Source organism: Ruegeria atlantica (assembly GCF_001458195.1).
In the GTDB taxonomy this organism is placed as follows: Bacteria; Pseudomonadota; Alphaproteobacteria; order Rhodobacterales; family Rhodobacteraceae; genus Ruegeria; species Ruegeria atlantica.
The window spans coordinates 786365-799190 of record NZ_CYPU01000039.1; the positions used below are offsets into that span (position 1 = coordinate 786365).

Here is a 12826-nt window from a genome sequence, read left to right on the forward strand (position 1 = left end):
GTCAATTCACTCGGAATTCGCCTACCACGTTGCGCCATTCCCCGGGCGCGATCATCTTGCGATGTGTAAACCGCACGGAATGCAGCGGTCCTTCAATCTCTCGCTGCCAGAATTCAATAAAATCGAATAGTTTGGGATGATCCGGCGCAAGGTCGTATTCCTGCCAGATAAATGTATTGAGCACGTGAATATAGTCGGGCATATGATAAAAAAATTCGGCCGTTGTCAGCCCATACCCCTTGAGCATCAGTTCTGTTTCGCTTTGCTCCATGCAGATCTCCAAAATTGTTGCAAGGTCTCTTCAGCGTAACACAGAAACCACCTAACCCTTGGTTAACAATATGTTACCCCAGTGTTACGGGTGTTTTTTGCACAGAATGCGCTGCTTGCTTGCACCTTATGTGCCGGGTCTGATAAGGTACATCCACAAGATATAGACCCAGCACAATAAACGGGCAGTTTACGTGAGCGATACTCCAGAAACCCCAGAAAACATGGATGAAACCCCGCCACAGCGCCCCGCATATGACGGCCCGACTGTGTCCATCGAATCCGAGATGCGCACGTCCTATCTGGACTATGCCATGTCGGTCATCGTGTCCCGCGCGATCCCCGATCTGCGGGATGGCCTGAAACCGGTGCACCGGCGCATCCTCTATGCCATGCACGAAACTGGAAACACCCACGACAAATCATACCGCAAATCGGCCCGTCCGGTTGGCGATGTAATGGGTAAATACCACCCGCATGGTGACAGCGCGATCTATGACGCTCTGGTGCGAATGGCGCAGGATTTCTCGATGTCGCTGCCGCTGTTGGATGGTCAGGGCAACTTTGGCTCCATGGACGGTGATAACCCGGCGGCCATGCGTTATACCGAAGTGCGGATGGACAAGCCCGCAGCATCTCTGTTGGCCGATATCGAAAAAGAAACAGTCGATTTTCAGGACAACTACGACGGCAAGGACCGCGAACCGACGGTTCTGCCCGCCCGTTTCCCGAACATGCTGGTCAACGGTGCCGGTGGTATCGCCGTTGGTATGGCGACCAACATCCCGCCGCACAATCTTGGCGAAGTCATCGACGCGACGCTAGCGCTGATTGATGAACCGGATCTGACATCCGAACAGCTGATCGAATATATCCCCGGCCCCGATTTCCCAACCGGTGGTGTGATGCTGGGCCGTTCCGGTGCGCGCAAAGCCTATCTGGAAGGGCGCGGCAGCGTCATTATCCGCTCTAAGACCCGCGTCGAGGAAATCCGCAAGGACCGCTACGCCATCGTCGTGGACGAGATTCCCTATCAGGTGAACAAGGCCTCGATGATCGAAAAGATCGCCGAAGCCGTTCGCGAAAAACGCATCGAAGGCGTCAGCCATGTTCAGGACGAATCCGACCGTAATGGCGTGCGTGTCGTTGTCGAACTCAAACGCGACGCGACGCCCGAAGTTGTTCTGAACCAGCTATTCCGTTTCTCGCCGATGCAGACCTCTTTTGGTTGCAACATGCTGGCGCTGAATGGTGGCCGGCCCGAGCAGTTGACCCTGCGCCGGTTCCTGACCTCCTTCATTGACTTCCGTGAAGATGTTGTCGCCCGTCGCACTGCGTACGACCTGCGCAAAGCCCGCGAACGCAGCCACATCCTGTGTGGTCTGGCCGTGGCCGTGTCGAACGTGGATGAGGTGGTCGCCACGATCCGGTCATCTGCTGACGCGGCGCAAGCGCGTGAAAAGCTGATGACCCGCCGCTGGCCTGCGGCTGAGATTGAAAGTTATCTGCGCCTGATCGACGATCCTCTGTCCAAGATGAACGACGACGGCACCTATAACCTGACCGAAGTTCAGGCCCGCGCCATCCTTGACCTGCGTCTGCAGCGACTGACTCAGATTGGTGTCAAAGAGGTCACGGACGAGCTGGAAGAACTGGCAGGTAAGATTCAGGAATACCTCGATATTCTGTCCTCGCGAGAGCGCATCATGTCGATCATCGGAGATGAGCTGCGCAGCGTTCGTGAACAGTTTGCCGTGCCCCGTCGCACCGAGATCGTCGATTGGTCCGGCGACATGGAAGACGAGGACCTGATCGAACGTGAGGATATGGTCGTGACCGTCACGTCGGGCGGCTACATCAAGCGTACCCCGCTGGCCGATTTCCGCGCGCAAAAGCGCGGCGGCAAAGGCCTGTCTGGGATGCAGACCAAGGAAGAGGATGTTGTCACCAACCTCTTCGTGGCCAACACACACACGCAACTGCTGTTCTTCACGACGGATGGCATGGTCTACAAGCTCAAGACCTGGCGTCTGCCGCAGTCAGGGCGCACAGGTAAGGGCAAGGCAATCGTCAACATCCTGCCGATCCCGACCGGTGTTTCCATCGCCGCGATCATGCCGGTGGATGTACCCGATGAAGAGTGGGAAAACCTGCAGATCATCTTTGCCACCAGCGCGGGCGACGTGCGTCGTAACCGCTTGTCAGACTTCACCAATGTCCGACGCAACGGCAAGATCGCAATGAAGCTGCCCGAAGATGTAGAGCTGGTGAACGCCCGCATCTGTTCCGAGGATGAAGATGTGATGCTCGTCACCAATTCGGGCCGTGCGATCCGCTTCCGCACCACCGATGTACGGGTGTTCAACTCGCGCGAATCCACCGGTGTGCGCGGTATCAGGCTGTCCAATGGCGACCGCGTGGTTTCGATGTCGGTGATCCGCCATTTCGAAGCGACCCCCGAAGATCGTGTGGCTTACCTCAAAATGCGCCGTGCGGTCGCAGGGCTTACCGAAGATGATGCTGGTGACGACGAGGAAGCCGCAGCAAGCAGTGATTTCAACCAGGAAAAGTATGCCGAGATGTCGGCCGCCGAAAACCTGATCCTGACAATCACGGCGGGCGGCGCAGGCAAGCTGAGCTCCAGCCACGACTATCCAGTCCGCGGACGCGGCGGGATGGGTGTGGCCGCCATGGACAAGGCGATGCGTGGCGGCGAACTCGTCGCCTCGTTCCCGGTCGATATGGAAGATCAGATCATGCTGGCGACGTCCAAAGGCCAATCGATACGGGTGCCGGTTGATGGGATTTCGTTCCGTTCCCGCTCGGCCGGTGGCGTGAAGGTCTTCAACACCGGTAAAGGCGAAGTGGTCGTCAGTGTTGCCTGGATTGCCGATCAGGGCGACGAAGACGAAGCGGAAGAGTAACCGACTGATCCATAAAATTACCCAGTTATCCACCAAACAAAGTTTTGGACAACTGGATGTGCCAGTGCCCTTTTCAATCAGCGGAATACACAAGACGTGTCGTGGCACAGATCGGTCAGTGCCTCGCCGACGATCTTAGCTTGGCAATCTCGTTGACCACTCCTTTGATGAGCGGGTCGGGGCCAAAGTTGCACGCAACCTTATCCTGTTCAACGGTGAGCCAAGTGCCATACCTCCATCGACGAGCAAAGAAATGATCAAGCCTCCAACTGGGCCTTGGCCGGCGGCTGTTTTCGTCGTCAAGCATGACTTGGAAAACCTCGTCGGGCATTGTTTCAAACGACGAAAGCGCAGTTTTCCTGACATACGCCGCAATCTTTTCATCATTCATCATATCATCTACTTGAAAATGACCGGCCCTGATTAGCATGGGCAAGGCAGCCTCGTGCCAGACGTCTTCTCTGGACATCAAACCAAGATCAGCGAAGCAATCGTTGAGAAAAAAGTGCCGAGTTGGATTTGCAGGCCAATCTTCAGTGGGCGTGATCCCAAAATAGTGTTCCGCGAAACACAGGACCGACTGACAGGCATCCTCGATCAATGGAAGTTCCCCATCGGAGATTTCGGCGATGATTGAACTCCTGCGCTCCTCAGGGACGGGGTTCATAAATCCTGTGTTTGTGGCTTCTGCCAGCCCAAGTGCACATACAAGCCAGGTGGCATTTTCACCAAAGCTCATGAAATTATGGTTGAACTGCTTGCCATCCTCGTATGCTGCGAAGTCGACAGTATAGCCCCCGAGAATCTCCAATCCGGCACGCCGTTTCCGCACATCCCAATTTTCAAACAACATAAATGCCTGCCAATATTTCCGAAATTCACGATATCGTTCTCATAACACGACAAAATTGGCAATGAGGTTGGGTTCCATGGCTCATGGGATCACGGCCAACTCAGCCCCCATTGGGGTGTCCTGCGAACCTGCCGGCCGACTGCAAAGCAGAGCAATCCCCGCATCTGTTCGACGACTGGGATCGGTTTCCAGACCGTCGTGGCAATCGTCTTTGTTCCGGATGCTGTTTTCCTGTTCCTGATTTTCACTTCCTGCTGGCGATGGTTCCAGCGCCACAGGATTTCGTCCAGATATCTTTGAAGATGTTGCCGGCCCAGGCGGTGGTAAACACCAATCAGGGCGCGTTGCACTTGGGAGTTCACGGCTTCCACAGTGTTGATGTGTGCTCCCTTGGAGGGCCGTGAATACTGCCGTTTGCCATGGTTGACAGTGTGGTGCGATGCGAAGTTGTGGCCAATCTTCCGATATGCGGTGTTGCTGTCGGTCATGAGGGACGATGATGGATCAATCCACTCTTTCATGATCGGTCCAAGCGTCGCGCCTTGCGCATTCGGGACCAGTGTCGCTTTGGCCTGTCCATTTCGATCCGCCGCAACCAGCACTATGGGCTTACCTGTGCCCCGGCCACGCTTGTTCTTCACACCCTTCTTGAACTTGGGGGCGCCGCCGACATATGCCTCGTCCACTTCGACTACGCCGGCCAACCTGGCGGAAACAGCCTCGCGGTCATCCATCAATTCCCGGATCGCATGCCCCAGCTTCCAAGCCGTTTTCTGATTCACACCCAGAATCCGCGCCATGACGACGGAGGAGATTCCCTTGCTGGACGTCAGCACCAGAAAAATTGCTGCAATCCAGATCCGAAGATCCAGTTTCGTGGCATGCATCGGGGTCTTTGTAGTGACCGTGAATTGGAGACGACATTCCCGCTCGGCGCATTGGTAGAGACCAGGGCGGGCCGTGCGCGCACGGATGGGTGTTGAGTTCAGGCTCCCGCAATGTGGACAATTCCGGCCAGACGGCCAAATCATCTCTTCGAGGAAAATGCGAGCGTGGCGTTCGCTGGGCATCTTCTTCCAGATGTCCCGCACTGACTTCAACTCTGTGATCATGCTTGTCTCCTTAAAGAATCCGGGGACCGGCAATATTGGCCGATTCCGTGATTTCTGAAGAGACACTGCGCAAATCGCGCAAATTAGCGAAGCAAGTGGTTCTATATATGGTTTTCAACGTTATGAAATTACACGTGCTTTGTTTCGTGGATAATTGGGTAAAATTATTCAGGCGCTACACTTTCGGGTGTGGCGCCTTTTTTAAATCAAAAGGTCTTCGACAGCCCAAAGGCGATCCTGTCCCCAGACACTTTCCCCGGCGACACGGAAACTTGGGACACCCCATAGCCCGATCTCTTGCAGACGGTCCTGATTGACCGCTACCCGATCTCCCCAACGATCTGAGCTAACGTGCGGTTTCGCACTTTGCCAATCCAACCCCGCGTTTTCGATGATAGTCCGAAGCCCCCGATCAGTTGCTGCATTCAGTCCCTCGGACCAAACGCCGTGCAGGAAGGCGGAACAGAACTCAGGCAATTTTTCCTGCGCTTCGGCATAATCCAGTAAGGCATAGCCACGCTCGACCCCTTTGCCCAAAGGAACACAGATACGCTCAAACGGGATCCCCAATCGCCGCGCTTCGCGCATGCAATCATAAAGGATGTAGGAAGACTTGGGTGGAGGGACGGGTAAACCTCGCATCAACATTGGCAAAACCGGCCTCAGAACCAGCCGTGCGTTGTAGTGGCGTGCCAAGTCGACGGCCCGGTCAAATGCCAGATAAGAATAAGGGCTGCGGAAAGAATAGCAGAACTCAATCTCCTGATCCTGAGACTTCTCTTGGCCCAATTGCACTGAAGGCAAAGACATTATCGGTGACGACCCGCTTCCCAAACCCGCGTGCAGCAACCGGTTTTCCAGATAATGAAGACGATCAACGCCCCAATACCATTCGTCATCGTAGTGAAACGTTCCGCCGAGATAGTGACCCAAATCGGAAAGTTGTTGGTCACCATCCTCGATCAGCGCAGCCGGTAAGGGGTGATCCGAAGACGAAAAACCCTTTCCCGACCAAAGATCTTCGCTGATATCTCGGACATTGTTAACAAAGCTATCATTCGTCAGTTCGGCTGCCATCTGTTTTTCCGCAACTGCAATGAAAGCCTCGTCAGGAACTGAGCCTTCAGGAGGGCTGAGACCAAGCTTTCGGGCCAGTCTTGCCGCATCTTTGATGGCATTTTGCCGATGTGCTGCCGGGTCCGGCAAAGCCTCGGCCGGAGGGCCCGAAATCAGATGTGGGCGCAGCTCGACATCATAAGTGTCTCGAAACTGCTGCAAGACCTGTGCGGTGAGGTGACAGTATGGGTCGGAAACATCATGGAAATAATGGACAACGCGCGGGCGGTTCAGCACCTGATGCTTTGCCTCCAGCGCGCGCCTACGTACCACCAGGCGCGTGTTGCTGGTCAGAATTGACGCTAAGTGTGGTTTCACATGTGTTGCAAAGAACAAGGTGGTTCCTTTGGTAAAACCGTTCGAAACACCCTACCCTCATTCAGGTCAAAACCAATGCACCTACACGGCAACTTGACGAAACGTTTCCTGACCTCAGAGCCCGTATAATTCGCCAAATTTCTGTTCCAGATACCCGAGTAACGGGTCAGGTCCGGGTTCCATACCGCTTGCTCGCTGAATGGTCTCGCGTGGAGCGTAAAGCCCGCCATGTTGCTGCACATTCTCGTGCAGCCAATCGGTTGCGCCTGTCGTGTCACCTGCTGCCAGTTGCGCATCCAGTTCCGGCACAGCGTTCCGCAACGCTTGGTAAAGGCATCCTGCATAGACATTGCCCAGCGAATAGGTTGGAAAATAACCAAACAGACCCACTGACCAGTGCACATCCTGCAGACACCCGTTCGAAGGTTTGTCGACCGCATATCCGAAATCCGCCTTGAAACGGTCGTTCCACGCGGCCTCAAGATCATCCACTTGGAGGTCACCGGCCATCAGCGCGCGTTCCAGATCAAAGCGCAGCATGATGTGGAGGTTGTATTGCACCTCATCCGCCTCGGTGCGGATATAACCGTTGTGAACACCGTTGACCGTTGCATAGAAAGTATCCGGGTCGGTGATACCAAAATCGCCAAACGCCTCTTTCATTTGGCCAAACAACCAACCGGTAAAGGCACGGGATCGGCCCAGCTGGTTCTCGTAAATCCGGCTTTGGCTTTCGTGCACGCCCATCGACACACCCCGCCCCAAAGGCGTCAGGGCGTAGGCCGGATCAATCCCTTGTTCATAGGCGGCATGGCCGACCTCGTGAATCGTCGAATAGAAACAATTGAACGGATCGGTTTTACTGGTCCGGGTGGTGATCCGAACATCCGATCCACTGCCCGAGCTGAACGGGTGAACAGCCTTGTCGATGCGGCCTGTATTCAGGTCATACCCGAAAGTGGTTGCCAGTTTTTCCGACAATTGCATCTGTTTCAGCTCATCGAAACTCCCCGTCAAAGCCTGAGGTGCAGGTTTATCCAGAACGGCGGCGCGCAGCGCCACCAGACGCGGGCGCATCTGGTCAAAGATTTCGGCAATCTGCGACCCGGTCGTGTAAGGCTCATAATCCTCAACCATCGCGTCGTAGATATTGCCACCCTGCGCCAGAGCGGCGCCTTCTTCACGCTTTAGCGCCACGACCTCATCCAGCACGGGCAAGAAAGCGGCCACATCTTCGTCTGCGCGGGCCTGCGCCCAGGTTCCCTGTGCTGCTGACGTCACGCGCGCAATGGCCGTTGCCAGATCGGCAGGCACCTTGACCGTCCGTTCATAGGACCGGCGGATTTCTCGCAATTGCGCCTGCCCGACCTGGTCCTGAGGGTCGGCTTGTTCCAGCCATTCAGGCACGCGCGGGTCAGATCGGCGAGCATGTAAAACAGCCTCAATCGCAGCCATTTCCTCGGCCCGTTGCGGCGCCGCGCCGCGCGGCATCACCGTTTCCTGATCCCAACCCAAGCGTCCGGCAATCTCTCCCAAAGCCGAAGTTTCGCGTTGGAACGCCATTAGGTCATCATATGCACTCATGGAAATCAGGCTCCGCGCAGAGAGGTAGCTATTGGGTAAGCGGTCAGGAACCGCGCTCGCAGGATCAGCGTCCAGACGACCACGGCCATGAACTGGTGGCATATGGCGATCTGCCACGGCGCGGCATAGATTACTGTCAATATGCCGATGACCACCTGCAGCGACAGCGCCGCAAAGGCCGCGTTGAAGGCAAAGCGCGTTTGCGGGTGGGCGCTGCTGTTGCCGCGTCGCCAAACGATGATAGCGAAGATGAATAGCAGATAGCCCACACAACGGTGGATGAACTGCACCAGCCCGGGGCTTTCGAAGAAGTTGCGCCACATCGGTTCCAACATCGCCATGTCTGGCGGCAGAATCTGCCCGCCGATCAGCGGCCAATCGGTATACGACCGCCCGGCGTCGATCCCGGCGACAAGCGCACCAATGAGTATTTGCAAAAAGGCGAAATGCATCAGCCCAGTGGATAGCGAGAACAATTTCGCCTCTTTCGCGCGTCGGGCCTGCATCAGGTCGCGCTCCTCGCGGCCCAGCTCAAAGATGTACCATGCAAGGAAGCCGAGAATTACAAAGGCCAGCCCCAGATGAATCGCCAGACGATAGCTGGCCACGGCAATCATCCCCTCGCCCTGCGTCACGCCCGAGGCGACCATCCACCAGCCGACTGCGCCCTGAACACCGCCCAAAAGGCCGGGGATTAGCAGTTTCCCGGTCCAGCCGGTCGGAATTTTCCGCGCTACAAGGAAGCCAAAGAAGCCAAGAGCCCAGACCAGTCCAATCACGCGCCCCAGCTGACGATGGCCCCATTCCCACCAGTAGATGGATTTGAAGTCGCCCAGTTCCATCCATTGGTTCTGGATGCGCCACTGGTCGATCTGCTTGTATTTGTCGAACTCGGCCTGCCAGTCCGCCTCGTTCATCGGCGGTATCGCCCCGGTGATCGGGCGCCATTCGGTGATCGACAACCCGCTATCGGTCAGGCGGGTCAGCCCACCCACCGCGATCATGACGACCACCAGCGCAAACAGGATCATCAGCCAGGCGCGAATTGCCTTGCGCGCGCCCCCGCGGCCACGATCGATCATACCCGGTTGAACGGCTTGTTGTTTTTCAGTGTCTGAGACGTCTTCGAAGATGCTGCGCTTACCGCTCATGCTGTCCTCTTGTGCCTTGGATTTCGTCGCAAGCTAGGGTGAAGCGGAACATAGGTCCAGCCTCAGCCTTTGTCTTTCCAGCGGACCATCTGCCGCATGACCCCATGCAGCATCTGCACATCCGCCCGCGTCATGCGCATCCGCGACCACAGGTTGCGCAGGTTGGTCTTCATACCCTCGGCCTTTTCGGGCGGATAAAAGAACCCCGCCTCTTCCAGCCGGTCCTCATAGTGTTCGACCAATTTCTCGACCTCGATGCCCGTGGCCCAGTCGCCCTTGCCCAGATCGGTGGCCTCATGAACCAAATCGCCGGTTTGACGCATCCACTCGTAAGCGGTCAGCAGCACACATTGTCCAAGGTTCAGCGAGGCGTATTCCGGATTCACCGGAACCGAAATGATGGCGTTTGCCTTAGCGATGTCTTCGTTTTCGAGCCCTGCGCGTTCCGGGCCGAACAGAACACAGACCTTTTCACCAGCAGCAACCTTTTCGGCAGCCAGTTGCATTGCGCGTTCCGGGCTGTAGACAGGCTTGGTCAATCCACGCTGTCGCGCCGTGGTCGCAAAAACAAAAGTGCTGTCGGATAGCGCACCGGCCAGATCGTCATACAGCTGCGCCTCATCCAGCAGACGCCCGGCGCCGCTGGACATCGCCACAGCCTTGGGGTTCGGCCATCCGTCCCGAGGTGCTACGATCCGCATCCGATCCAGCCCGAAATTCCACATCGCCCGCGCGGCAGCACCGATGTTTTCACCCATCTGCGGGCGCACAAGCACGAATGAGGGCTGAGATTTATCGCTGGGCATGGCTGTCTCCGAAGGTTCCGCCTGCTCTAATCTGCGCGCACAGGCAGGGCAAGCCATCCGCGCCTTCATTTGGGCCGGAAACCAGCATAAAAGTTTGCTTCCCCGCCGCAATCCGCTAAACCGCGCAAAAGACTGAAAGCGAAGGACGCGCCAATGGACACCCCCGAGCAGCCGCAGATTTACCTGATTACGCCACCGACCATCGAACTGAGCACCTTTACGAACCGTTTGGCCAGCGTGTTGGACGGGGCAGAGATCGCCTGTATCCGATTGGCGCTGGCTGGTGGAGATGAAGACACGATAGCCCGCGCGGCGGATGCCTGCCGTGAGGTTGCCCATGCGCGCGATGTGGCGCTGGTGATCTCGAACCATGTTCTGCTGGCGCAGCGGTTGGGGCTGGACGGGGTGCATCTGGATGACGCCGCGCGCTCGGTCCGGTTTGCACGAAAGGAATTGGGCGCGGAAGCCATCGTTGGCAGCTTTTGCGGTGCGTCCAGCCATGACGGCATGTCGGCTGGCGAGGCCGGTGCGGACTATGTCGCCTTTGGACCAGTGGGCGCGTCAACGCTGGGTGATGGCACAATCGCCGAAATGGATCTGTTCCAGTGGTGGTCTGAGACGATCGAAGTTCCGGTCGTTGCCGAGGGTGGCCTGAACCCCGACCTGGTTCGCGATCTGACCCCCTGCACCGATTTTTTCGGTATCAGGGACGAGATCTGGTCACAGGATGACCCTCTGGCCGCGCTGAAGGGTCTGACCGACGCGATGCGCTGATCGGTGCGAGCGTTAACGCTTGCACCTACGCCGGGGCTGCGGCATGACGACGACATGACACAAAACAGCGACATCCTTTGTATCGGATCGGTTCTTTGGGACGTGATTGGCCGGTCCGCCAGCGCCATGCGGCAAGGGTCGGACGTGCCGGGGCGGATCACCCGCCTACCGGGTGGCGTGGCCATGAACATCGCCATGACACTGGTGCGTTTTGGCATGACCCCCACCCTGCTGACCGCCATCGGGCGCGATCCTGAGGGCGATGAGTTGGCAAATGCCTGTTCCCGACTGGGCATGGTGACGGATCACATTTACCGTTCGCAGGATTTGCCGACCGACCGTTACATGGCGGTCGAAGGGGCCAACGGCCTGATTGCGGCCATTGCCGACGCGCATTCGCTTGAGGCCGCGGGTGCCAAAATCCTGCGTCCATTGATGCACGGGCCTTTAGGGTACGAAAACGAGCCGTTCGAAGGCCCAATCGCGCTGGACGGCAATCTGACACTGAACTTGCTTGAGGAAATCGCCCAAAGCCCCGCCTTTGCCCGCGCCGATCTGCGTGTGGCACCGGCCTCGCCCGGTAAAGCCGAACGCTTGCTGCCGTTCCTGAAACATGCGCGTGCCACGCTGTATGTGAACCTCGAAGAAGCCGGCATCCTGTGCCAGCGCGAATTCAAGGATTCCGAAAGCGCCGCCAAAGGCCTGCTGGATCGCGGCGCGCTGCGCGTGTTGGTCACCGACGGCGGAAGTTCGGCCACGGTTGGTAATGCGGATGAAATCCTGACCCAAACACCCCCGTCCGTTCTGGTTACCCGAGTAACCGGCGCAGGCGACACATTCATGGCGGCCCACATCGCCTCAGAATCCGGTGGAGCATCCAGCGCCGAGGCCCTGACCCGCGCCCTGAACGCCGCCGCAACTTACGTATCCGGAGAAACCCCACTGTGATCGACATTCAATATTCTACCGAGGTCCGCGCCGCCAAAGACGCAGGCCAGCCCATCGTTGCGCTGGAAAGCACCATCATCACCCACGGGATGCCTTACCCTCAGAACATCGAGGTTGCGGCACAGGTCGAACAGGACATCCGCGACGCGGGCGCAATTCCGGCAACCATGGCAGTGATCAAAGGCAAACTGCATGTGGGCCTTGAGGCTGATGAGCTAAAAGCGTTGGGTCAGGCGCAGGGCGTCGCCAAGCTGTCCCGCGCAGACATGGCCGCCTGCATGGCAACCGGCGGCACTGGCGCGACAACGGTCGCAGCCACAATGATCGCCGCGCATTATGCCGGGATTGAGGTATTTGCCACCGGTGGCATCGGTGGGGTGCATCAGGGTGCCGAGACGACCTTTGATATCTCAGCCGATCTGCATGAGCTGGCCCAGTCTCCGGTTACGGTTGTGGCCGCAGGCGCAAAGGCCATCCTCGATCTGGCAAAAACGCTCGAGGTTCTGGAAACGCTGGGCGTTCCAGTCATCGCCTACGGGCAGGACGAATTTCCGGCCTTCTGGTCGGCCAAATCCCCTTATGCCGCGCCCCTGCGCATGGACAGCGCCGAGGACATCGCCACGGCGCACGCCACACGCCGCGCGCTTGGCTTGCCCGGCGGCCAGCTGGTTGCCAACCCAATTCCGACCGCCGATCAGATCCCGGCCGAAGAACTGGCACCCATCATTGCATCAGCACAGGCCGACGCAGATACGCACCGGATCAGCGGCAAGGGCGTCACGCCTTACCTGCTGCAACGGATTTACGAACAGACCGAAGGGCGTTCGCTGACGGCCAATATTGCCCTAGTTCGTAATAACGCGCGACTGGCGGCTGGGATTGCTCGGGCGCTGTCCGACCGGACCGATTGACATACGCCTATTGTACCAAGGCACCCAACTGCTTAACTAATTTGGCAGAAAACCGCTCA

Annotated in this window: 11 protein-coding genes; 4 read left to right on the forward strand and 7 right to left on the reverse strand. The window is 57.5% G+C overall.

The genetic code is table 11. From position 1 onward, the window contains the following. Position 1 precedes the first annotated feature (1 nt). On the reverse strand, positions 2-271 hold the full coding sequence (locus tag RUA4292_RS13790; protein WP_058271768.1) for an usg protein: 270 nt from the start codon (positions 269-271) through the stop codon (positions 2-4). Positions 272-464: 193 nt separating this feature from the next. Here RUA4292_RS13790 and gyrA point away from each other — a divergent pair, with 193 nt between their 5' ends. Further along, positions 465-3194, forward strand: a complete 2730-nt coding sequence (gene gyrA / locus RUA4292_RS13795) for a DNA gyrase subunit A (RefSeq protein WP_058278058.1) — start codon at positions 465-467, stop codon at positions 3192-3194. A gap of 115 nt (positions 3195-3309) precedes the next feature. Here gyrA and RUA4292_RS13800 read toward each other — a convergent pair whose 3' ends face one another. The 6 genes from RUA4292_RS13800 to RUA4292_RS13830 all read right to left on the reverse strand — a co-directional run bounded on the left by RUA4292_RS13800 (position 3310) and on the right by RUA4292_RS13830 (position 10134). Further along, entirely contained in the window at positions 3310-4005 is a 696-nt protein-coding gene (locus RUA4292_RS13800; protein ID WP_233493435.1) for a hypothetical protein, read from the reverse strand. A 131-nt stretch (positions 4006-4136) separates the two neighbouring features. Beyond that, on the reverse strand, positions 4137-5159 hold the full coding sequence (locus RUA4292_RS13805) for an IS1595 family transposase (protein ID WP_082637094.1): 1023 nt from the start codon (positions 5157-5159) through the stop codon (positions 4137-4139). A 201-nt stretch (positions 5160-5360) separates the two neighbouring features. Further along, positions 5361-6593, reverse strand: coding sequence for a DsbA family protein (locus tag RUA4292_RS13815; RefSeq protein ID WP_058278212.1), 1233 nt, complete (start codon positions 6591-6593; stop codon positions 5361-5363). A gap of 114 nt (positions 6594-6707) precedes the next feature. Further along, entirely contained in the window at positions 6708-8177 is a 1470-nt protein-coding gene (locus RUA4292_RS13820; RefSeq protein ID WP_058278062.1) for a carboxypeptidase M32, read from the reverse strand. Positions 8178-8182: 5 nt separating this feature from the next. After that, positions 8183-9328 carry a heme A synthase gene (gene ctaA / locus RUA4292_RS13825; RefSeq protein ID WP_058278063.1) on the reverse strand — a complete coding sequence of 382 codons (1146 nt, stop codon included), beginning with the start codon at positions 9326-9328 and terminating at the stop codon, positions 8183-8185. 62 nt (positions 9329-9390) lie between these two features. Then, entirely contained in the window at positions 9391-10134 is a 744-nt protein-coding gene (locus RUA4292_RS13830) for an RNA methyltransferase (RefSeq protein ID WP_058278064.1), read from the reverse strand. 153 nt (positions 10135-10287) lie between these two features. Between RUA4292_RS13830 and RUA4292_RS13835 the strand changes: the two genes are divergently transcribed. Genes RUA4292_RS13835 through RUA4292_RS13845 form a run of 3 tightly spaced genes read left to right on the forward strand, consistent with a single transcriptional unit; the run spans position 10288 to position 12767 of the window. Next, on the forward strand, positions 10288-10908 hold the full coding sequence (locus tag RUA4292_RS13835; protein WP_058278065.1) for a thiamine phosphate synthase: 621 nt from the start codon (positions 10288-10290) through the stop codon (positions 10906-10908). A 54-nt stretch (positions 10909-10962) separates the two neighbouring features. Then, positions 10963-11856 carry a PfkB family carbohydrate kinase gene (locus RUA4292_RS13840; protein ID WP_058278066.1) on the forward strand — a complete coding sequence of 298 codons (894 nt, stop codon included), beginning with the start codon at positions 10963-10965 and terminating at the stop codon, positions 11854-11856. Beyond that, a complete protein-coding gene (locus tag RUA4292_RS13845; protein WP_058278067.1) occupies positions 11853-12767 on the forward strand; it encodes a pseudouridine-5'-phosphate glycosidase in 915 nt (304 codons plus the stop codon). Before RUA4292_RS13840 ends, RUA4292_RS13845 begins: the two co-directional genes overlap by 4 nt. The last annotated feature ends 59 nt before the right edge of the window (positions 12768-12826 follow it).